The following is a 21,745-nucleotide window of genomic DNA, read 5'->3' as shown; positions in this document are numbered from 1 at the left end:
GCTCGCCGACGGGAGGCCGGCCGTGCCGGAGCGTGGGGACCGCCCCTGGGGACAGCCCAACACGAGGGCGGAGGCCGACGACGGCGCGGGCCGCATGTGGCACATCACGCTCACCCTCGCCGGCAAGCCGGGTGATCCCGAGGACGTGCGGCGGGCGCTGGAACGGCTCGCCCACGAGCACCCGTTCCTGCTCGCCGGACGCTACGCGGCCGACCACGCGGAGGTGCGGTACTGGGAGGAGGCGCCCAACCTGCACGACGCGGCGGCGATCGCGATGCGGCTGTGGGGCGAGCATCGACAGAGCGCGGGGCTGCCGCCCTGGGAGCTGATCGGCCTGGAGGTGGTGGACCGCCCGACGTACCAGACGCGGGCCGGCGCGCCGGCTCCGCTGCCGGTGCAACCGGGCCGGGTGCAGCCCTTCTAGCGCCGACACCGGCCGCGTTCGGCCTGCGCCCGGCGGTGGGACCGGGTCTTGTCGCGGGCCGATTGCGGGCCGTTGCGGGCCGCGTGTCGGCGTGGGTGTCGGCGAATAATGCGTGGCCCGAAAAACTCTCGCGCGTTAGCGTCGCGGGACAATGCGTACGTTTCCCGTCGCCGACCCCGGCGATCCCGATATCCGGTCGGCGGGCCGATTCCTGATCTGGCTCGCCGCACGTTGTCGCCGGACGATCACCATGGGCATCCTGTGGGCGTCGGTGTGGATGGTCGCGCAGGCGCTGATGCCCGCCGCGGTCGGCCGTGCGATCGACGCGATCGAGGAGCGCGACGAGCGGGGACTGCTCGGGTGGTCCGGCGCGCTGCTGGGCATCGCGGTCCTGATCGGCTTCACCGGGATCATGCGCCACCGCAACGCGGTCGCCAACTTCCTGGACGGCGCGTTTCGCACGATCCAACTGGTGACCCGGCACGCGTCCCGGCTCGGTGCCGCGCTCCAACGCCGGATCGCCTCCGGCGAGGTGGTCGGCGTGGGCACCTCGGACGTGGACGCGATCGGCTCGATGCTGGACATCACCGCCCGCGGCTGCGCGTCGGTCGTCACGCTCGGCGTGGTCGCGGTGGTGCTGCTGAACATGTCGGTGCCGCTGGGCCTGCTCGTGCTGATCGGCGTGCCGCTGCTGATGGGCCTGGTCTCGCTGCTGCTGCGTCCGCTGCACCGACGCCAGAACGACTACCGCGAGTTGCAGACCGGCCTGGCCGATCGGGCCGTGGACATCGCCTCCGGCCTGCGGGTGCTGCGCGGGATCGGCGGCGAGCGCACCTTCGGTGCCCGCTACCGGCGCGAGTCGCAACAGCTGCGGGTGGCCGGCGTGCGTACCGCCCGGGTCGAATCCCTGCTGGAGGCGGCGCAGTTCCTGGTGCCCGGCTTCTTCGTCGCGTTCGGCACCTGGCTGGCCGCCCGGTTCGCGCTGGACGGGCGACTGACGGTCGGTCAGATGGTGTCCTTCTACGGCTACGCGGCGTTCCTGACCGTGCCGCTCTCCACCCTCACCGAGGCCGCCGACCGGATCGTGCGCGGCCACGTCGCGGCCCGGCGGGTCACTCGCGTGCTGGCCCTGGAACCGGGCGTGAACGACGCCGCCGAACCCGCCGCGTGGCCGCCACCCGGCGACCTGGTGGACCGGCGCTCGGGCCTGGTGGTCCGGCCCGGCACGCTGCTGGGCATCGCCTGCGAGGACCCGCAGGACGCGCCCGCGCTCGCCGATCGGCTCGGCCGCTACGAGGACGCCGACGTGCTCTACGGCAACGTGCCGCTGGCCGACCTCGCGCTCGCCGACGTGCGTGCGCGGATCCTGGTCGCGCACCACGACGCGGGCCTGTTCTCCGGGCCGCTGCGCCGCGAACTGACGCCGGGCGACGGCGAAACGGGTGATCTGGCGGCGGCGGTGCGGGTGGCCTGCGCCGAGGACGTGATCGACGCGCTGGATGAGGGGTTGGACACCGAGATCGCGGCGCGAGGAAGGGAGTTCTCCGGCGGCCAGGTGCAACGGCTGCGTTTGGTAAGGGCGTTGGTCGCAGATCCGCAGACGCTGGTGTTGATCGAGCCGACCAGCGCGGTGGACGCGCACACCGAGGCGCGGATCGCGGACCGGCTCGCCGCCCATCGCCGCGGTCGCACCACGGTGGTCGCGACCACCAGCCCGCTCGTCCTGGACACGCTGGACGAGGTCGCCTACATCGAGGACGGGAAGGTCATCGCGGTCGGTCCGCATCGTGAACTGCTGGCCGGCGAACCGAGGTACGCCGCACTGGTCACCCGGGTCGACGACGAAGAGTTGGAGGACGCGTGAGCGCGCGGGAACTGCTGCCGATCGCGCCGGCCGCCGAGGTGGGCCGGCACGCGGTGCGGCTGCTGCGCGAGCGGCGTCGGGATCTGATCCTGACCGTGCTGTTCTACGCGCTCGCCGCGGTGGCCGGTCTGGTCGCGCCCCGGCTGCTCGGGGTCTTGATCGAGAAGGTCCGCGCGGACAGCCCGACCCGCACGATCGACCTGTTGGGCCTGGGTATAGCGGGCGCGCTGTTGCTCCAGGCCCTGATCGTGCGGCAGGCCGCGGTGGCCGCGGCGCGGCTCGGCGAGGGGCTGCTCGCGCAGGTCCGCGAGGAGTTCGTGGACCGGATCCTGGACCTGCCGCTGTCCACCGTCGAGCGGGCCGGCTCCGGTGACCTGCTCGGGCGGGCCAACCGGGACGTGGCCGCGATGTCGCGGTCCGCGCGGCGGGCGGTGCCGTCGGTGCTGGTCGCGGTGGTGACGATCGTGCTGACCCTGGTGGGGTTGTTGCTGCTCAACCCGCTGCTGGTGCTGCCGCTGCTGATCACGGTGCCGCTGCTGATCCCGGTCACGTACTGGTACCTGCGCCGCGCGCCGGCCGGCTACCTGCGCGAGAACGCGGCGTGGGCGCAGGTGACCGACTCGCTCGCGGAGACGGTCGAGGGTGCGCGCACGGTCGAGGCGCTGCGGCTGGCCGACCGGCGCCGGCGGCGTGGTGACGAGGACGTCGCGCAGGCGTACGCGGCCGAGCGGTACACGCTGTGGTTGCGCACGATCTGGTTCCCGGCGGTCGACTTCGGCTACGTGTTGCCGGTGGTGGCCACCACGGCCTTCGGCGGCTGGGCGTACCTGCACGGGTGGGCCTCGCTCGGCGAGGTGGCGACCGCGGTGTTGTACGTGCAACTGATCATCGGCCCGATGGACGAGTTGCTGAACTGGCTGGACGAGGTGCAGATCTCGGCGGCCTCGCTGGCCCGGCTGCTGGGTGTGGCGGACGTGCCTTCGGATCGCGAACCCACCGACACGAAGCCGGTGGACGAGACGCTGACCGCGCGCGACGTGCGGTTCGCGTACTCGGCGGGCCGTGAGGTGCTGCACGGGATCGACCTGACCATCGAGCCGGGCGAGCGGATCGCGGTGGTGGGGCCCAGCGGGGCCGGGAAATCCACGCTGGGGCGGTTGTTGGCCGGGGTCAACGCGCCGACCTCCGGCGACGTGCGGGTGGGCGGGGTGCCGCTGGTGGGCCTGCCGCTGGACGAACTGCGCGGCCGGGTCGCGTTGGTGACGCAGGAGCACCACGTCTTCCGGGGCACGTTGCGGGACAACCTGCTGTTGGCCCGGGAGACCGCCTCCGACGACGAGGTGGTGGCCGCGTTGCGTGCAGTCGACGCGGACTGGGTGGCGGGGTTGCCGGCCGGTGTGGACACCCAAGTCGGGCCGAAGGGGCACGAGTTGACCGCGCCGCAGGCGCAACAGTTGGCGCTGGCCCGGTTGGTGTTGGCCGATCCGCACACGTTGGTGCTGGATGAGGCGACCTCGCTGATCGATCCTCGGGCGGCGCGGCACCTGGAGCGGTCGTTGGGCGCGGTGATCTCGGGGCGGACGGTGATTGCCATCGCGCACCGGTTGTATACGGCGCATGACGCGGACCGGGTTGCGGTGGTGGAGGGCGGGCGGATCACGGAGCTGGGGAGTCACCGGGAGTTGATCGCGGCGGACGGTGCGTATGCTGCGCTTTGGCGGTCTTGGCATGGGTGAGCCGGTTTGGGTTGGCCTCAAGCGCCGGCCGGGCTGGTGTGCTCAAGCGCCGCACGGGCTGAGGTTGGCCTCAAGCGCCGGCCGGGCTGAGTGGCCTCAAGCGCCGGCCGGGCTGAGTGGCCTCAAGCGCCGGCCGGGCTGGTGTGCTCAAGCGCCGCACGGGCTGAGTGGCCTCGAGCGCCGGCCGGGCTGAGTGGCCTCAAACGCCGGCCGGGCTGGTGTGTTCATGCGCCGCACGGGCTGAGGTTGGCCTCAAGCGCCGCACGGGCTGAGTGGCCTCAAGCGCCGGCCGGGCTGGAGGGCTGGGAGGGTCAGGGGGTGGTGGTGGACAGGGTCGCGTGTTGTTCGCGGAGTTGGCGTTTGAGGATTTTGCCGCTTGGGTTTTTGGGGAGGGAATCGGCGATTACTACGTATTTGGGGACCTTGAAGCCTGCGAGGTGGGCTTTGCAGTGGTTGATTACCTGGTCTTGGGTGATTGCTTCGCCGGGGCGGGGGACTACTACGGCGGTTACGGCTTCGATCCAGTAGGGGTGCGGGACGCCGAAGACCGCGGCTTCGGCTACGGCGGGGTGGGTGTGGATGGTTTCTTCCACTTCGCGGCCCGCCACGTTTTCGCCGCCGGTCTTGACCATGTCCTTTTTGCGGTCGACGACCGTGAGGTAGCCCTCGTCGTCGAGTACACCGAGGTCGCCGCTGTGGAACCAGCCGCCGCGGAATGCTTCGGCGGTGAGCTCGGGGTCGTTCCAGTAGCCCAGCATGGTGTGCGGGCCCCGGTGCACGATCTCGCCGACCTCGCCGGGCGGCACCGGCCGGTCCTGCTCGTCGACCACGATGGTCTGCACGTTCAGCCCCGCGCGCCCGGCCGATCCGGCCTTCCGCTCCTGCTCGTCCGGGCCCAGGATGGTGGCGACCGGCGACATCTCGGTCTGGCCGTAGAAGTTGTACAGCCGCAACTCCGGTAGCCGACGCCGCAGTTCCGCCAGCACCTCGACCGGCATCGCGGCCGCGCCGTAGTAGCCCTTGCGCAGGCTGGACAGGTCGCGCGTGTCGAAGTCGGGGTGTCGCAACAGCGCGATCCACACGGTCGGCGGGCAGAACAGCTTGGTCACCCGCTCGCCTTCGACGGTGGCGAGCAGCGTGGCCGGATCCGGCGCGGGCAGAATGATCGAGGTCGCGCCGAGGTAGACGTCCGGGGTCAGGAAGCAGTGCAGTTGCGCGCAGTGGTAGAGCGGCAGCGCGTGGATCTCCACGTCGTCGGCGGCCATCCCGCCGTCGATGATCGCGGTCGCGTACTGCGCGATCAGATTGCGGCTGGTCATCACCGCGCCCTTGGGGCGGGACTCGGTGCCGGAGGTGTACATGATCTGCACCGGATCGTCGTCGTCCAGTTCGAGCTCCGGCACCGGGCCGCCCTCGGCGAGCAGTGCCGCGAACGGTTCCCAGCCCGGGGCCGCCGGGCCGAACACCACACGTAGCGCGTCGCGGCCGGCCAACGCCGCGTCGGCGGTGTCGGTCAGCTCGGGGCCGGCCAGGACGGCGGTCGCGCCCGCGTGCTCCAGGACGTAGCCGACCTCGGGCGCGGTGAGCATGAAGTTGACCGGGACCGAGATCGCGCCGAGCCGGGCCAGCGCGAAGTAGGCGACCGCGAAGCCGTGCGAGTTGCGGGCGAGCAGGACCACCCGGTCGCCCTTGCCGATGCCGCGCGCGGCGAGCGCGCCGGCGGCCTTCGAGACGGTGTCGTCGAGTTCGGCGTAGGTTTGGCGCAGCTCGCCCGCCACGATCGCGAGCCGATGCGGGAGGCGGGCGGCGGTGCGCGCGAGCAGGTCGGCGACGCCGTGCCGGCGGGCCTGTACAGCGGTCACGGATGGCTCCTTGCCTCTGTGCAGCACGTGAAGGCGTCATTGTGTCCGGCACGGCCGCCGGGCGGAAGCGTCTCGACCGCTGAAATCCTCGTGTTGATCATCGATGCGCCTAGGTAGGCTTGCCGGTATGACCAGCAGCGAAGCCTCCGCAGTCCTCGACACCGCCCGTCGCGCCCGGGAGGCCGCCGCCGTCCTCGCGCCACTGACCCGCCGGGCCAAGGACGACGCGCTGCTCGCGCTCGCCGACGCGCTCGTGGCCCGCTCGGCCGAGATCGTGGTCGCCAACACCGAGGACGTCGAGCGGGCCCGAGCCAACGGCACCGGTGAGGCGATGATCGACCGGTTGACCCTGACCGACGAGCGGATCGCCGCGATCGCCTCCGACGTACGCGACGTGGTCGGCCTGCCGGATCCGGTCGGCGAGGTGCTGCGCGGCTCGACCCTGCCCAACGGTCTCGAACTGCGCCAGGTGCGGGTGCCGCTCGGCGTGGTCGGGATCATCTACGAGGCCCGCCCCAACGTCACCGTGGACGGCGCCGCGCTGTGCCTGAAGTCGGGCAACGCGGTGCTCCTGCGCGGCTCCTCGTCCGCCTACCGGTCGAACACCGCGATCGTCGCGGTGATGCGTGACGCGATCGTCGCGGCCGGGCTGCCCGCCGACGCGATCCAGTTGGTGCCGGGCGAGACGCACGACTCGGTGAAGGAGCTGATGACCGCGCGCGGTCTGGTGGACGTGCTGATCCCGCGCGGCGGCGCCGGCCTGATCCGGACCGTGGTCGAGGGCTCCACCGTGCCGGTGATCGAGACCGGCGTGGGCAACTGCCACGTCTACGTCGACGCGCAGACGGACCTGGAGATGGCGGTGAACATCCTGGTCAACTCCAAGGCGCACCGGGTCAGCGTGTGCAACTCGGCCGAGACGCTGCTGGTGCACCGGGACGTGGCGGACGCGTTCGTGCCGCTCGCGCTGGCCGCCCTCAAGGACGCCGGCGTCACCGTGCACGGCGACGCCGCGGTGCAGGGGTACTCGGCCGACGTGGTGCCCGCCGTCGACGCCGACTGGGACACCGAATACCTGTCGTACGACATCGCCGCCGCCGTGGTGCCCTCGCTGCACGACGCGGTCGCGCACATCCGCCGGCACAGCTCCGGGCACACCGAGGCGATCGTCACCACGTCGCAGGCCGCGGCCCGCGAGTTCGTCAGCCTGGTCGACTCGACCGCGGTCATGGTCAACGCGTCGACCCGGTTCACCGACGGCGGCCAGTTCGGCTTCGGCGCGGAGATCGGCATCTCCACGCAGAAGCTGCACGCGCGCGGCCCGATGGGTCTGCCCGAGCTGACCAGCACGAAGTACGTGGTCACCGGCGACGGCCACGTGCGCTCCTGAGTGCTCGCCGGCGACGGCCACAGGCACTCCGAGTGCTCGGCGGCGACGGTCGTGTGCGCTTCCGAGTGCTCGCCGCGGCGACGGTCTGACACGCTTCCGATCCGGGATCGGCAGCCCGGGGCGACTTCGATCGTCCTCGGGCCGCCGACCGGTCCGATGATTCGGTATCCATCGGGGTGCCTGCGGTAATACTGTCTAGGAGTGCCCGAATCACCAGGGCCAGAGTTCCCGGACGGCCCAGATTTTCCCGAGTTCTCGGAGGACGAGCTCTCCTCCGTCGTCTTCGACGAGTCGTTCGTGCGCGCCGCCCGCGTACACGAGCCCTCGGCGAACGAGCGTGGTGCGGCGGTCGATCCTGCGCCGACACCCACACCGGCCGCGCCCGAGCGGACCGACAAGAAGGCCGAACAGGCCGAGCGTTCCGACTGGTTCGACGACGGGACGTATCCACCCGACGGCGAGGACCCGTGGCGGGCCCGCACCGTTTCCTCCTCCGACCCCGGCCCGATGTTGCCGCACGTGCCGACCTGGTTCGCGGGCGAGCCGTGGGCCCGGGCGCGGGGCGCACGCTGGCGGCGCGGCGTGGCCTGGGTGCTGGCCCTGCTGATGGGCGTCGGCGTGGTGGCGATGGCGGTGACCGCCGTCTACCGCAGCGGATCCTCACAGGGCCCCACCGCTCCCCGGCAGCCGTCGGTGGACTCGGGCCGGAGCGCGACGACGGACAACAACCCGGTGTTCGCGCCGCTGCCCGGACAGGACACGTCGCAGGTGCGGATCACCGTTCCGCCCGGTGACTCCGGCGCCGCGGACGGGTCCGCACCGGTTCCCTCGGTGCCCGCCGCGGCCCGTTCGGGACCCGGCTGAGCCCCGGTCGCAACCCCTTGTCCGGGTACGTATGCACCCGCTCGCGGGCGACCTAAGCTGGGAGTATGTCCGGACGGGGAGTGCCCCCCGAAGGCCCGAACCGGGGTGGGCCCGACGGCGAGGACGAGTTCAGCGCCGTCGTCTTCGATGCGACCTTCGTGCGCGCGGCGGGACTGCACGAGCCGTCGGCACGCGAGCGGATCCACGGGGGCAAGCGACCGCACCGGCAGCGCCGGGTGTTCGGCGTGCGGGTGCGCACGCTGCGCGGCGCTCTGGGTGCGTTACTCGTGTTGTCGGTGATCGGCGGCGCGAGCTTTCTGGGCGCCCGGCGGGCCGCCGTGCCCGGGCCGCGGTTGGAGATCGGTCCGGCGGTACTGCATCGGGTCGCGCTGCTGCCGCCGGTGGGTTACGCGCCGGGTCCGCTGCCCGCCGACCCGATGTCGGCCGGCCCGGCAGCGAGTTGGGCACAGGGCGCGGCCGGGATCGTGGTCGGTGAGCCCCGCGCGACGGCGCACTTCTCGGCCGCGCGGGTGGGTCAGGCCCTGAACCTGGTCCGCGAGTTCGTGGTGGGCACCCAGCTCGACCCGACCGTGCTCGCGGGCGGTCGGCCGTGGGCCGCGCTGCCGCTGCTGCGCGCCGAGCAGCGCGATCAGCTCGGCGCGGCGCTGATCGCCCCGCGCGACGACGACACGTTCGCGCCCACCGGGTGGATCACCCGATTCGATCCGACCGCGGTCAAGGTTCTGGACGCGCCGATACGGGTCAAGGGCACGCTCGCCGCCGCCGAACACGCGCGCGCGGATCTGGTGGTCACCGCCGACGTGGTGTTCGTCTACGCGGTGGCGCAGGTCGGCGGCCCGGGGTGGACCCGCTTCGTGCTGCACCGGGTGTGGGACTTCCACCTGAACTCGTCGATGTTGCGCGACGGCCTGCTCCAGGTGCGGCGGATCCTGACCGTGGCCGGCCCGCAGGGTTGCGACGTGGACGGTTCGCTGTGGTTCCGGCCCTCGTTCACCGGTCCGGCGCCGACCGACGCGCCGCCGGCGGCCGAGCAGGTGGATCCGTTCCGCTCGGCCTCCGCCGGCACATGTGCCCGGCTGCTCGGGCTGCCCTGACGGGTGGTCAGGCGCCGCCGCCACCACCACCACTGTTGTTCGTCGAGGCCGCGCCCGGTTCTTCGCGGCGGCCGGTGAACTTGTCGCGCAGCTTGCCGCCGGCGTCCGCCGCGCCGTCGGCGAGGTCGCGGAGCAGGCCGAACAACGGGTCGGTGGTGGTGCGTACCGACTCGCGGTAGGCGTTCGCCGAGGCCTTGGCCTCCTCGCGCACCGACGCGTTCGGGTCGTCCGCACGACGCGGGTACTCGCCCGCGAGGATTCGCGCGTACTCCTCGCCGTCCGCCCACTTGCGCAGCGCGGCCACCCGGACCACCGGGAACGGGTGCGAACGGCCCAGCAGGTTCATCAACTTGAGCACGCTGTCGCGCAGGTCGCCGGCGCCCTCGTACTCGGCGGCCTGCTCCAGGAACGCGTCCGTGCTCATCTCGTGCAACTGCGAGCCGCCGGCCACCTTCATCAGCGCGCGCATCGACACCTCGGGGTCCTGCCCGACCAGCAGACCCGCACGGTCGCAGGACAGTTCGGACTTTCGGAACCACTCCTGCAACGCGGTGATGATCGCGTGCACGCCCAGCGAGCCGAGCGGGATCCCGGACAGCGCCGAGGCGAACCGGGTCAGGATCAGCAACATCGTGCGGTACACCGCGTGCCCGGACAGGATGTGCCCGGTCTCGTGCCCGATCACGGTGCGCATCTCGTCGTCGTCGAGCAACTCGACCAGGCCCGAGGTGACCACGATGAACGGCTTGTCCATGCCGATCGCCATCGCGTTCGGCTGCGGGTCCTGGGTGATGTACAACTCGGGCACGGCGGGCAGGTCCAGGATGTACGCGGACTCGCGGACCATCTCGTGCAACCGGCGGAACTGCTGCTCGCCCGCGCGCACCGAGCCCGCGAGGAAGGCGAGCCGGATGGCCCGTTCGGACACCATGCCCGACATCTGCTTGAGTACCGTGTCGAACCCGCTCAGCCGGCGCATCGCCACCAGGGCGGTGCGGTCGGCGGGATGTTCGTACGCCCGGGAGGAGATTCCGGGGAATCGCCTGCGCCCCTCGAAGGTCTCGATCGTCTTGTCGTCCGGCATACCCAGCCCCCTAGCCTCGACCAATCTGCCCCCAGACTAGGCGCGTCCGCAGCCCCGGGCTGAGGGTCGTCCCCGGAACCTGGCCGCGCGACCCGCTCTCGGCGCCCGTACGATGTCGTGCGCACACGTCGGCAAAAACTACGCAAGGGCTGACCACGGATGACCTCGCACGCGACGACCGTCCTCACCACGCTGGCCAACGAAGGCGGCAAGCACGAAAACCTGAACCCGGTGGGTGCCGGCATCGGTGCGCTGGCCGTGCTCCTGGTCCTGCTGTTCGTGGTGACGCGGTTCAACAAGGACCGCTGAGCACCTGTCGTCGAATCCGGATCCCGGGATCCGGATCACCGATACCTCCCGTGATCGCCGGGCCGGCCGTTGCCGTCCCGGCGCTTTGCCGTGCGCGTTAAGGTGACGCCAGGTCAGGGGCGGCTGGGGGAGGACCCGATGCGCACATTCGCGATGGGCGAAAAGACGAGGCTGGACGATTCGGCCATCAGGGTGGAGTTCGACGTGTCGGGCGAGGGTCTGGCCGCGTACTGCTTCAGCCTGGGCACGGCGGACCTGGACGTGGTCTGTACGGCCCGGCCGGCGTCGCTGATCAGTGCGGTCGCGCTGGTGGCCGGGGGCACCGGGACGGCCGAGTTCCATGTGGACCTGTCCGCCGTGGACGACGCGGTGGACCGCCTGGTGTTCGCGGTCGGTGCGCAGGCGCCGGGGTTCGGCGACGGTTCGCTGCTTCGGCTGCTCGGCGCGGACGGCGAGATCGGACGCTTCGTGCTGCCGGTCGCGGAGCTGACCCGCGAACGTGCGCTGATCCTGGCCGAGGTCTACCGGCGGGACGGCTGGCGATTCGGCGCGGTGGGCCAGGGCTACGAGGCGGGCGTGGACCAACTCGTGCGCGATCTGGGCGCGGATCCCGAACAGACGCTGATCGTGGCCGCGGTGATGGCGCACGAGGACGCGGTGGAGTCGGTGGAGCCGGTGACGGACGCGGCGGTACACCCGCCCGCCGGCGGCGCGACGCCCGAGGAGCGGAAGCCCGAGGACGCGAAGCCCGAGGACGCGAAGCCCGAGGACGCGAAGCCCGAGGACACGAAGCCCGAGGACACGAAGCCCGAGGACACGAAGCCCGCCGACGCGAAGCCCGCCGACGCTCCGTCCGAGGACGTGCGCCCCGATGACGTGCGCCCCGACGACGCGCCGCCCGGCGACGCCACGGCGGCGGCAGCGGAACCGGAGCCGGTCGCGTCCATCGCTGCCGAGCCGGTGGCCGAAGTGGCAGCCGAAGCGGTGACCGAATCGGCCGACGAACCGGCCGCGCCCTCCCCGGCGGAGCACGAACCGGCCCCCGCCGAGCCGTTGCCGGCGCCCGCCACCGGCGAGACCCCACCCGCCGGCGTCTACGAGGGACGCGGCGACAAGGTCCTGTCGATCACCCGCCCGGTCGAGGCCGGCCCCTTCCTGGTCGAACTCGAGGGACGCGGCACCGACAACTTCGTGGTGTGGACGCTGGACGCCGACCTGGAGACGGACAAACTGCTGGCCAACGCGATCGGCGCCTACCGCGGCCGGGCGTTGGTGGACGAACGCAGCAGCCGCACCTCGCGCCTGAAGATCGAGGCCGACGGCGCGTGGACCGTGCGGCTGTTCGGCCCGGAGGCGGCCCGGCCGCTGACCGAGAGGCTGACCGGCACCGGCCCGGAGACGGTGCGCTGGGCCGGCCCGCGCACGGTGCTCGTGATGACGCATCGGGGTACCGGAAACTTCATCGTCGGCACCTTCGCCGACCACGGCGGCGACGAGTCCTATCTCGGCACCCTGGCCAACGCGATCGGCGACTACGAGGGCGAGTCGATCCTGCCCAAGGGTCCCTGCCTGATCGAACTCGAGGCCGACGGCGACTGGACGCTGACCCCGGTCCTCGACTGAACGCCCCTCCACGACACGCCTAGCCCCCGGCCCCGCACCAGCCCACCACCCCAACGCCCGAAAGCCCGGGCCGCCCGCCTCCGATACCGGAGACGGGCGACCCGCGGCGCGTGGTGGCGGACGGGTGGGTCCGAATGGCGTACCGACACGCCACCATTCGGGGGGTATTAAAGCGATAAGAACGGTTTGCTTGATCTGCTGAGCCCGTGAACCACATGCTGCGTCGTCGCGGACTCTGGGCCGTCGCGCTCGCGCTGGTCGCCTCCGTCGTCGGGTGTGGAGGCGGCAGCTCGGGCCCACCGGTGCTCAACTGGTACGTGCCGCCGGACAACGGGGCCTACCAAAAGCTCGCCGACCGGTGCAGCCAGGCGTCGGGCGGTGCCTACCGGGTCAAGGTCTCGGTGTTGCCCACCGACGCGTCCGGGCAGCGCGAGCAGTTGGTCCGGCGGCTGGCCGCCAAGGACTCCTCGATCGACGTGATGGCGCTCGACCCGGTCTTCGTACCGGAGTTCGCCGAGGCGGGCTTCCTGCGCCCGTTCGACCCGGCCGAGGCCGCCGCGCTCACCGAGGGCATGCTCAGCAGCGCGGTGGAGTCCTCGGTCTGGCGCGCTCGCCTGGTCGCCGCCCCGTTCCGGGCGAACACCCAACTCCTGTGGTACCGCAAGTCGGTCGCCGCGGCAGCCGGGCTCGACCTGAGCCGCCCGGTGAGCTGGGACGAGGTGATCACCGCCGCGGAGAAGACGCGCAAGACGGTCTCGGTGCCCGCCAAGCGCTACGAGGGCATCACGGTCTGGGTCAACGGCCTGGTCACCGGCGCCGGCGGCGCGATCGTGCGCGACGTGGAGAAGGGCGTCGACCTCAAACCCACGCTCCAGGAGGGCGGTTCGGGCAAACGCGCCGCCGAGGTCATGCGCCGGCTGGGCCGCTCCCCCGCCGCCCCGGCCAACCTGGCCACCTCGATCGAGGACGACACCAGGACCACGTTCCAATCCGGCTCGGGCGGCTTCATGGTCAACTGGACGTACGCGCGCGGCGCCGCGGCCGAGGCGGTCGACGACGGCCAACTCTCGCGCGAGGTGCTCGACGACTACGGCTGGGCGCGCTACCCGCAGACCGACGCCGGCAAGGCGTCCAAGCCGCCGTTCGGCGGAATCGCCCTGGGGGTCAGCAAGTACGGCAAGCACAGCGCGGCGGCGGTGAGCGCGGTGCGCTGCGCGGGCACGCTGGAGAACCAGATCACCTACATGCTGGAGTCGAAGGAGACCACGGCCAAGGCCGCCGCCTACGACGACCCGCGCGTGCGCGAGGCGTTGCCGATGGCCGACCTGATCAGGGAGTCGCTGGACCAGGCCGGCCCGCGCCCGCGCACCCCGTACTACAACGACGTGTCCGCGTCCGTACAGCGGATGTACCACCCGCCCGCGGACGTCGACCCGAACACCGCCCCGCGCAGAACCGACGACCTGATCACCGGGGTCCTGCACGACCGGGTGCTGCTGTGAGCACGGTATCCACGGCCGGCACCGCGCCCCGGCACAAGAAGCCCCGGAAACAGCGAGATCACGCCCAGCGCATGCGGCGCACCGGGTGGATGCTCTCCGCGCCCGCCGTGTTGATCATGATCCTGGTCGCGATCGCGCCGCTGCTCGACGCCGGTTGGCTCTCGCTCTTCCACAAGCGGCTGACCACCCCGGAGGCGAACTCGTTCGCGGGCCTGTCGAACTACTGGGTCGTGCTCAAGGACCCGCTGTGGTGGACCGACGTGTGGACCACGCTGGCGCTGACCGTGGTGACCGTCTCGGTCGAGTTCGTGATCGGCTTCGGGCTCGCCCAGTTGATGCAGCGCGCGCTCCACCTGCGCCGCACGCTGCGCACCATCGTGCTCGTCCCGTACGGCATCGTCACCGTCGTCTCCGCCTACGCCTGGCGCTACGCGTTCGACCCCTCGACCGGGTTCGTCAACGACTGGTTCGGCACCGACATCGCGTGGTTCGACCACCGCTGGACCGCGCTGTTCGTGATCGCCCTCTCGGAGATCTGGAAGACCACGCCGTTCATGTCGCTGCTGCTGCTCGGCGGCCTCATCCAGGTCTCCTCGGACGTGCACGAGGCGGCGCGCGTGGACGGCGCGGGACCGTGGCAGCGGCTCACCCGGGTCACCCTGCCGATCATGAAGCAGGCGATCCTGGTCGCGCTGCTGTTCCGCACGATGGACGCGTTTCGGATCTTCGACTCCGTGTTCGTGATGACCGGCGGTGCCAACGACACCGAGACGGTGTCCTTCCTGGCTTATCGGCAATTGGTCAGCCGCACCGCGCTGGGCCTGGGCTCGGCGATCTCGGTACTGCTGTTCGCCTGCGTCCTGCTGATCGCGTTCATGTTCATCAAGCTCTTCCGTACCGACGTGAGCAAGCTCGGGAGCCCCGCGTGAGTCAGCCCAGTCCGGCCCGCGAGGGCGCCCGTGTCCTGGTCACCGTCCTGGTGATCGCGATCACCGTGCTGCCGCTGGCCTGGATGGTGTCCCTGTCGTTCAAGGGCGGCGACGACATCAACAACGCGAAGTTCCTGCCCACCACCTGGAGTTGGGAGAACTACCGGACCGTCTTCAAGAACGACCTGTTCACCGACGCGCTGCGCAACTCGATCGGCATCTCGCTGATCGCCACGGTGATCGCGGTCGCGTGCGCGACCGGCACCGCGTATGCGATCGTGCGGATGGAGTTCCCGGGCAAACGGCTGATCCTGCTCGGCGCGCTGGCGATCGCGATGTTCCCGACCATCGCGGTGGTCGGGCCGCTGTTCGACATGTGGCGCCGCATCGGCCTGTTCGACACCTGGATCGGGCTGATCCTGCCGTATCTCTCCTTCACGATGCCGCTCTCGATCTGGACGCTGACCTCGTTCTTCAAGCAGATTCCGTGGGCCCTGGAGGACGCCGCGCGGATCGACGGCGCGTCCGCGTGGCAGGCGTTTCGCTACGTGATCGCGCCGATGGCGGTGCCCGCCGTGGTGACCACCGCGATCCTGGTGTTCTTCTTCGCCTGGAACGACTTCGTCTTCTCCGTGTCGCTGACCTCGACCAACAGCTCCCGTACGGTGCCCGCCGCGCTGGCCTTCTTCACCGGCGCGTCGCAGTTCCAGCAGCCCACCGCCGCGATCGCCGCGGCGTCGGTCGTGGTGAGCATTCCGGTCGTCGTTCTCGTGCTGGTCTTCCAGCGGCGCATCGTCGCGGGCATCACCTCGGGCGCGGTCAAGGAGTAGGGACCGATAGATTCTCGCGCCATGAGCGAGCGGAACAGACGTGTCGGTGTCATGGGCGGCACCTTCGATCCCATCCATCACGGGCACCTCGTCGCCGCGAGCGAGGTCGCGGGCCAGTTCGGGCTCGACGAGGTGGTGTTCGTGCCGACCGGTCGGCCGTGGCAGAAGTTCGCGCAGGACGTGTCCTCGCCCGAGGACCGCTACCTGATGACGGTGATCGCCACCGCGTCCAACCCGACCTTCTCGGTCAGCCGGGTGGACATCGACCGCGAGGGCGAGACGTACACCCTCGACACCCTGCGCGACCTGCGCGAGTCCTCTCCCGAGGGGACCGAGATATTCTTCATCACCGGCGCCGACGCGCTGTCCCAGATCTTCTCCTGGCACAACGCGCACGAGATGTTCGAGCTCGCGCATTTCGTGGGTTGCACCCGTCCGGGGCACACTCTGTCCGACCCGGGTTTCCCGGACGGGGGCGTGAGCCTGGTCGAGGTCCCCGCGCTGGCCATCTCGTCGACCGACATCCGTGCAAGGGTGGCCGGGGGTGATCCGGTCTGGTACCTGGTGCCGGACGGGGTCGTCCAATACATCAGCAAGCGGCGGCTGTACCGGGGAGCTTCGTGAGCAACGACGACCGGCGCGAGTGGGAGCCTTACGGCACCGAGCAAGGGGACGGCGGACAGGCGCAGGAGCCGTACGGCACCGAACGAGGCGACGGCGGACAGGTCCAGGGGCAACAGCCGGGATACGGCTCGTACGCGCCCGACGGCGGCTTCACGGGATACGACCCGCAGCCGCCGGCGGCGCCGGGGTCGGGTCCGCAGGGGCTGGAGCCGGTGTACTTCGCTCCACAACAGCAGTACCCGTACGACCCGAACGCCTACGACCCGAACGCGTATCCGCCCGGGACCTACGCACCGGGCGGCTACGAGTCGACCGGCTACGAGCCGAGCGCGTACGACCCGGGCACCGGCGCGGGGACGTACGACCCGAACGGCTACGGCACCGGCGGCGCGGGCCAGGGCGGCTACGACCCCAACGCCTACGACCCCAACGCGTACGACCCCAACGGCTACGACCCGACGGGTCGACCGGCCGAGGCATATCCGCCGCAGGGCGGTCGGGGCGGGTTCGCCGACCCGCAGCAGGGCTACTACGAACAGCAGCAGCCCACGGCGTACTACGAGCAGCCCGCCGCACCTCCCGCGCCGCCTGTGGTGCCCGGTAGCCGACCCGAGCCCGCGCCCGGTCCCGCCGCGCCGCTGCCGTCGGCCGGAACGGACCCGGCCTCGACCGGGATCGCGGCGGGCTCGATCCCGGTGCGCCCGGCCCGGCCGGCCCGCTCGCGGTCGGAGGCGACCGGCGCGGCCACGGCTTCGCCGTCGCCCACGCCCTCGTCCTCGGCCTCGACTTCGGCCGAACGCGGGTCCGGGTCCGGCCGGTCCGCGGCCTCCACCGACGACGGCCGGGTGCCGCCGCCCAGGACGCGCAAGCCGGGTCCAGGCCGACCGGGCCGACCCGGTTACGGCTCGGACGAGTTCGCGTTCGTCGACGACGAGAGCGAGCAGGCCGAGGACGTCATCGACTGGCTGTCCTTCGCCGAGACCCGCTCCGAGCGCCGGGACGAGAAGCGTCGGGCGATCCGGCAGCGGCTGATCGCGCTCGCGGTGGTGCTCGCGGTGGCCCTGCTCGGGGTCGGCGGGTACTTCGCGTGGGACACCTGGATGCGCGACGAGAAGTCGGTCGCGGCCCCGGGCAAGAACGGCGGCGTGCTGGTGCAACTGCGCGCCAAGGACGGCAAGGCCGCCGCCAACGTGCTGCTCACGGTCGACCCGGCGAAGAACACCGCCTCCATGGTCAGCGTGTCCTCGGTCACCATCGTCAACTCCGACAACAGCTCCTTCCCGCTCGGTCAGCTGATGGCGGACGAGGGCCCGGGCGCGTCCCGGGACGCGCTGTCCGACCTGCTCGGCGTCAGGCTGGACGGCTCGTGGGTGATCTCGGAGCCGGTCCTGCAGGGCCTGGTCGACCTGGCCGGCGGCATCCAACTCAACGCCGATGTCGAGGTCAAGGGCCCGGACGGCAAGGTGCTGGTCGGACAGGGCCGCAATCCCGCGAACGGCGTCGCGGCGCTGGCCTTCGCCGGCTACAAGCAGCCCAACGAGGCGCCCGCGGTGGTCGGCGATCGGTTCGGCCGGGTCCTCCAGGGCCTGCTGACCGCGTTCCCGACCCAGCCGGACGCGGTCCTGTCGCTGCTGGCCAACATGGCCAACGTGCCCGACCCCTCGTTGCCGGACGACAAGCTCAGCGTCCTGCTCGCCAACCTGGCCAAGGCCACCCAGGCGAAGCAGATGCAGGTCCGGGCCCTCCCGGTCTCCGCGGACGGCATCCTGGACACCGCCGCGGCGCTGCCCATCGTGCGCGAGCTGCTCGGCGGCACGGTGCGCCAGGGCAAGGTCGAGGCGGGCCCGGCCCGGGTCATGGTGGAGGACGCGAGCGGCAAGCCCGCCTCCGGTCCGGACGCGCAGGCGCGGCTGCTCAACGCGGGCGTCACGTACGTTCCGGGCGGTGCCTCGGCCAAGCGCACGCAGCCGACGTCGACCGTGCAGTACGCCGACGACGCCCGAAAGGCGGACGCGGAACAGGTGGCGCTGACCCTGGCCCTGCCGGCGACGGCGGTGAAGAAGGCCACCGGCGAGATGCTCGCCGACGTGGTGGTCACGCTCGGCCAGGACTACAACCCGGACAAGCCGTAGCCGTCGCCGCGGTCGTTCCCGATTCCCGGTTCGGGGACGACCGCGGCGTGCCCGGGCGGGTGACCGCCGTGGGATCCGCGAAATAACGGGTGGCCGTCCGAGGCCCCGCGTGTGAGACCCTGAACGGTAATCCCCTTGTCGTCCGCAGGAAGCGAATCGTGACCGCAACCCCCCACGCCCTGGAGCTCGCCACCGCGGCTGCCGTGGCATGTGCAGAGAAGCTCGCCACCGACGTCGTCGCCTACGACGTGAGCGAGGTCGTCACGATCACCGACGTGTTCGTGCTCGCCTCCGCGTCCAACGACCGCCAGGTCAAGGCGATCATGGACGAGGTCGAGGAAGCGTTGCGCGGGCTCGGCGCCAAGCCGGTCCGGCGCGAGGGCGAGCGCGAAGGGCGCTGGATCCTCCTCGACTACATCGACATCGTGGTGCACGTCCAGCACGCCGAGGAGCGGGCCTACTACTCGCTCGAGAAGCTGTGGAAGGACTGCCCGCGGATCGAACTGCCGGAAGCGGTGCGGCTCGGCAACGAGCAGGCCAAGGCCGCCGAGGCGGCGGAGGGCGCGCTCTGAGCGGGAAGGGGCGCCGTGTCCTGCTGTGGCGGCACGGCCAGACCACGTGGAACGTCGAGCGGCGCTTCCAGGGCCAGACCGACATCCCGCTGACCGAGGCGGGCCTGGGCCAGGCCCGGCGCTCGGCCCGGCTGCTCGCCGCGCTGCGTCCGGACGCGATCATCGCCTCGGACCTGATCCGCGCGGTGGACACGGCCGCCGAACTGGCCCGGCTCGTCGACGTCCCGGTGACGCTGGATCCCGCGCTGCGCGAGACGTACGCGGGGGAGTGGCAGGGGTTGACCAACCGGGAGATCGAGGAGACTTTCCCGGAGCAGTTCGCCGCCTGGCGGCGCGGTGAGCCGGTGCGACGCGGCGGCGGCGAACTGGAGAGCGAGGTCGCCGACCGGATGGCTCAGGCGATCGACCTCGCGGTGGAGAAGCTGCCGGAGGACGGCACGCTGGTGGTGGTCTCGCACGGCGGCGCGATCCGTTGCGGACTCGGCGCGCTGCTGGGCCTGCCCCGGGAGACCTGGGGCGCGCTGGGCGCGCTGTCCAACTGCTGCTGGTCGGTGCTGGGCCCGGGCGTACGCGGATGGCGGTTGTTGGAGCACAACGCCGGCACCCTGCCCGAGCCGGTCATCGGCGACGACGACTGAGCCACGCACGACCAGGACGATCTCGGAGTCGGCGGCGCCCCGACGGGCGCCGCCCCTCGACTCCTGGATCGTTTTTTCATGTGCGCCCGCCGGTGAGGCGGGCGCTCACTCCTCGCCCGCCTGTTTGCGGTACAGCTCCTCCAGATCGGCGAGCATGCCGTCGGCGAGATCACGCTCGGCCTGCCAGTAGCGCTCGCTCCACTTGAGCACCAGGGCCGGGAACGGCCAGCGGTCCTGTGCCGAATCCTCGCTCGCGCGCACCTCGTCCAGCGTGGTCGCCGCGTAGTCGCGGTGCTCCACCAGGGTCTTGCGCAGCTCCTCGGGCTCGCTGAGGTGGCCGAGCCAGACCCGGAGCGCGACGCCGTGCTTGAGCACCGGCGGCCCGGCCGGGGTGTCCCGGGCCCAGGTGGCCAGCGCCTCCTGACCGGAATCGGTGATCCGGTAGAGCCGCTTGTTGCGCAGTTCGTCCTGGGAGGCGATGCGCGAGACGGCGAAGCCGAGCTGCTCCAGGCGCTTGAGCTCGCTGTAGATCTGGCTCAGCGCCGGGCTCCAGTAGAAGAAGCGCAGGGAAGCGTCGGCCCACTTCTTGAGGTCGTAGCCGGAGCGCTCGCCCGGGAACGACAAGAGGCCGAGCACGGCCCACGCGGTAGCGGGCAGCTTCGGGAGCGGATCCCCCGTCATCGTGGCCTCCATCGGTGCGCGTTCGGTACGCGTCAACTTTTTCTGATTCTACGTCAGCCGGCTATTGACCTGACTGGTCGTCATATATCTAATTGAAGTATTCCACGCCACGCGCACCAGGAGTACGGCATGCAGTTCTCGATGATCTTCGAAGCCCAGATGGCCAACCCCACGGCGGAACACGAGCGCGAGGTCATCCTCAACTCCGTGGATCAGGCCGTATACGCCGAGCAGATGGGCTTCGACCGGATCTGGGCCGTCGAGCACCACTCGACCAAGTGGTACTCACACATGAGCGCGCCGGAGATCTTCCTGACCTGGGTCGCCGCGCGGACCAGCCGGATCCGGATCGCGCACGGCGCGGTCTGCATGCCGTTCAACTTCAACCACCCGGCCCGGGTCGCCGAGCGGATCGGCATGCTCGACACGCTCTCCGGCGGGCGGCTCGACGTGGGCGCGGCCCGGGGCGGCACGCTCCAGGAGTCCACGCTGTGCGGCGTGGACATCGAGCAGACCAAGGCCCAGGTCGAGGAGGCGCTGCGGATCATCGGCGCCGCGTGGCAGCGGGACGAGCTCGAATGGCACGGCGACGTGCTCGACATCGAGGGCTCGCACCCGATCCTGCCGCGCCCGGTGCAGACCCCGCACCCGCCGCTGTTCCTGGCCTGCAGCAAGCAGCCGAGCCTGGTCGAGGCGGCGGAGTACGGCGTCGGCGCGCTGGTGCTCGGCTTCGCCGGTCCCGAGGAGGTGGCGAACCTCAACCAGATCTACCGGGACGCGATCAAGGAGCGCACCGGCGAGCGGTTCGTGTCCACGGTGACCAACGACCACCTGGTCGCGCTGTGTCCGACGATCGTCTCCGAGGACGGCGCCCGCGCCCGTCAGGTCGGCGCGCGCGGTCAGCGCTTCTTCGCGCAGTCGATCGCGCACTGGTTCTCCGGCGGCAAGTCCGGCATCCCGGACGAGGCCGTGGTCGAGGGCCGGGACGAGGTGGCGATCATCAACGAGGCCGCCGAGCAGCAGGTCGCGATGCTGCACGAGGCGAAGATCCCGGTCACGGTGAACGCGACCGCGACGTACAACATCAACCACGCCTACGGGACGGCGGAGGACGCGATCGGCTACGTGCAGAAGCTGATCGACGCGGGTGCGGACGAGATCATGTGCCTGATCCAGATGGGCACGATCCCGCAAGAGGACTGCATGGAGACGATCCGGATCTGGGGCGAGAAGGTCATCCCGCACTTCCGGGCCAAGTACGGGGCCTGACGGGGATCGAGACTTCGTCCGGGGCGTGATACGCACCCCGTGGTCGCCTTGGACGAGGAAAGCGCGGCCGGATCCGGTGCGGAGGACCGGGTCCGGCTGTGTTGGTTGGGCGACTTCGTCGGCGGCTCGCGAGGGGGTGGGGTGGGTCGTGGGTCGTGGGTGGGGGCGTGGGGTGGCGGGGCGGAGTCGTGGGTGAGGCGATGCTGTTTGTTGGGCGACTTCGTCGCCGGCTCGCGAGGCACCGCTTTTTCTTTCCCCCGCTTCGCTCCTCCAAGAAAAAGCGGTGCCTCGCTCGGG

Annotated in this window: 19 protein-coding genes; 16 read left to right on the top strand and 3 right to left on the bottom strand. The window is 71.2% G+C overall.

What is annotated here, in order from left to right; translation table 11 throughout:
* The first annotated feature begins 94 nt into the window (after positions 1 to 94).
* The 3 genes from ACZ4FV_RS04895 to ACZ4FV_RS04885 all read left to right on the top strand — a co-directional run bounded on the left by ACZ4FV_RS04895 (position 95) and on the right by ACZ4FV_RS04885 (position 4,024).
* Complete coding sequence (locus ACZ4FV_RS04895) at positions 95 to 424, top strand: hypothetical protein (RefSeq protein WP_395863456.1); 330 nt, start codon at positions 95 to 97, stop codon at positions 422 to 424.
* A 151-nt stretch (positions 425 to 575) separates the two neighbouring features.
* Positions 576 to 2,288 carry an ABC transporter transmembrane domain-containing protein gene (locus ACZ4FV_RS04890; RefSeq protein WP_465321879.1) on the top strand — a complete coding sequence of 571 codons (1,713 nt, stop codon included), beginning with the start codon at positions 576 to 578 and terminating at the stop codon, positions 2,286 to 2,288.
* Positions 2,285 to 4,024, top strand: coding sequence for an ABC transporter ATP-binding protein (locus ACZ4FV_RS04885; protein WP_402234297.1), 1,740 nt, complete (start codon positions 2,285 to 2,287; stop codon positions 4,022 to 4,024). The genes ACZ4FV_RS04890 and ACZ4FV_RS04885 overlap by 4 nt, the downstream gene beginning before the upstream one ends.
* Before the next feature lie 311 nt (positions 4,025 to 4,335).
* On the opposite strand, the gene ACZ4FV_RS04880 is transcribed toward ACZ4FV_RS04885, so the two are convergent.
* Complete coding sequence (locus ACZ4FV_RS04880; protein ID WP_465321878.1) at positions 4,336 to 5,886, bottom strand: fatty acyl-CoA synthetase; 1,551 nt, start codon at positions 5,884 to 5,886, stop codon at positions 4,336 to 4,338.
* A gap of 127 nt (positions 5,887 to 6,013) precedes the next feature.
* On the opposite strand from ACZ4FV_RS04880, the gene ACZ4FV_RS04875 reads away from it, so the two are divergent.
* The 3 genes from ACZ4FV_RS04875 (at position 6,014) to ACZ4FV_RS04865 (ending at position 9,255) form a co-directional block, all read left to right on the top strand.
* The gene (locus tag ACZ4FV_RS04875) at positions 6,014 to 7,276 is read left to right on the top strand and encodes a glutamate-5-semialdehyde dehydrogenase (RefSeq protein WP_395862890.1); all 1,263 of its coding nucleotides are present in this window, start codon (positions 6,014 to 6,016) and stop codon (positions 7,274 to 7,276) included.
* Between the two features lie 201 nt (positions 7,277 to 7,477).
* Complete coding sequence (locus ACZ4FV_RS04870) at positions 7,478 to 8,140, top strand: SCO2584 family spore wall biosynthesis protein (protein WP_395862889.1); 663 nt, start codon at positions 7,478 to 7,480, stop codon at positions 8,138 to 8,140.
* A gap of 65 nt (positions 8,141 to 8,205) precedes the next feature.
* Entirely contained in the window at positions 8,206 to 9,255 is a 1,050-nt protein-coding gene (locus ACZ4FV_RS04865; RefSeq protein ID WP_402234301.1) for an SCO2583 family membrane protein, read from the top strand.
* 7 nt (positions 9,256 to 9,262) lie between these two features.
* Here the strand turns inward: ACZ4FV_RS04865 and ACZ4FV_RS04860 are convergent, their stop codons facing one another.
* Entirely contained in the window at positions 9,263 to 10,339 is a 1,077-nt protein-coding gene (locus ACZ4FV_RS04860) for a M48 family metallopeptidase (protein ID WP_402234303.1), read from the bottom strand.
* A gap of 159 nt (positions 10,340 to 10,498) precedes the next feature.
* On the opposite strand from ACZ4FV_RS04860, the gene ACZ4FV_RS04855 reads away from it, so the two are divergent.
* From ACZ4FV_RS04855 to ACZ4FV_RS04815, 9 genes are all read left to right on the top strand, one after another.
* Positions 10,499 to 10,648, top strand: a complete 150-nt coding sequence (locus ACZ4FV_RS04855; RefSeq protein WP_395862883.1) for a hypothetical protein — start codon at positions 10,499 to 10,501, stop codon at positions 10,646 to 10,648.
* Between the two features lie 138 nt (positions 10,649 to 10,786).
* Positions 10,787 to 12,271 (top strand): TerD family protein, encoded by a 1,485-nt coding sequence (locus ACZ4FV_RS04850; RefSeq protein ID WP_465321876.1) that lies wholly within the window; start codon positions 10,787 to 10,789, stop codon positions 12,269 to 12,271.
* Positions 12,272 to 12,486: 215 nt separating this feature from the next.
* Positions 12,487 to 13,773, top strand: coding sequence for an extracellular solute-binding protein (locus tag ACZ4FV_RS04845; protein WP_402234321.1), 1,287 nt, complete (start codon positions 12,487 to 12,489; stop codon positions 13,771 to 13,773).
* Complete coding sequence (locus ACZ4FV_RS04840) at positions 13,770 to 14,702, top strand: carbohydrate ABC transporter permease (RefSeq protein ID WP_402234307.1); 933 nt, start codon at positions 13,770 to 13,772, stop codon at positions 14,700 to 14,702. The genes ACZ4FV_RS04845 and ACZ4FV_RS04840 overlap by 4 nt, the downstream gene beginning before the upstream one ends.
* Positions 14,699 to 15,532, top strand: a complete 834-nt coding sequence (locus tag ACZ4FV_RS04835; protein ID WP_395862840.1) for a carbohydrate ABC transporter permease — start codon at positions 14,699 to 14,701, stop codon at positions 15,530 to 15,532. Before ACZ4FV_RS04840 ends, ACZ4FV_RS04835 begins: the two co-directional genes overlap by 4 nt.
* A 21-nt stretch (positions 15,533 to 15,553) precedes the next feature.
* A complete protein-coding gene (nadD, locus tag ACZ4FV_RS04830; RefSeq protein WP_395862838.1) occupies positions 15,554 to 16,156 on the top strand; it encodes a nicotinate-nucleotide adenylyltransferase in 603 nt (200 codons plus the stop codon).
* Entirely contained in the window at positions 16,153 to 18,288 is a 2,136-nt protein-coding gene (locus ACZ4FV_RS04825) for an LCP family protein (RefSeq protein WP_402234309.1), read from the top strand. Before nadD ends, ACZ4FV_RS04825 begins: the two co-directional genes overlap by 4 nt.
* A gap of 158 nt (positions 18,289 to 18,446) precedes the next feature.
* Complete coding sequence (gene rsfS / locus ACZ4FV_RS04820) at positions 18,447 to 18,860, top strand: ribosome silencing factor (RefSeq protein ID WP_395862834.1); 414 nt, start codon at positions 18,447 to 18,449, stop codon at positions 18,858 to 18,860.
* Complete coding sequence (locus tag ACZ4FV_RS04815) at positions 18,857 to 19,498, top strand: histidine phosphatase family protein (RefSeq protein ID WP_395863453.1); 642 nt, start codon at positions 18,857 to 18,859, stop codon at positions 19,496 to 19,498. The genes rsfS and ACZ4FV_RS04815 overlap by 4 nt, the downstream gene beginning before the upstream one ends.
* A gap of 105 nt (positions 19,499 to 19,603) precedes the next feature.
* Here ACZ4FV_RS04815 and ACZ4FV_RS04810 read toward each other — a convergent pair whose 3' ends face one another.
* Positions 19,604 to 20,179, bottom strand: a complete 576-nt coding sequence (locus ACZ4FV_RS04810) for a helix-turn-helix transcriptional regulator (RefSeq protein WP_395862832.1) — start codon at positions 20,177 to 20,179, stop codon at positions 19,604 to 19,606.
* Positions 20,180 to 20,308: 129 nt separating this feature from the next.
* Between ACZ4FV_RS04810 and ACZ4FV_RS04805 the strand changes: the two genes are divergently transcribed.
* Complete coding sequence (locus ACZ4FV_RS04805; protein ID WP_395862830.1) at positions 20,309 to 21,448, top strand: LLM class flavin-dependent oxidoreductase; 1,140 nt, start codon at positions 20,309 to 20,311, stop codon at positions 21,446 to 21,448.
* Positions 21,449 to 21,745: the final 297 nt, after the last annotated feature.

It is taken from the genome of Embleya sp. NPDC025285, assembly GCF_055558835.1.
The sequence above is the reverse complement of the archived record's forward strand: the minus strand, read 5'-3'. Positions and strand labels throughout refer to the sequence as shown.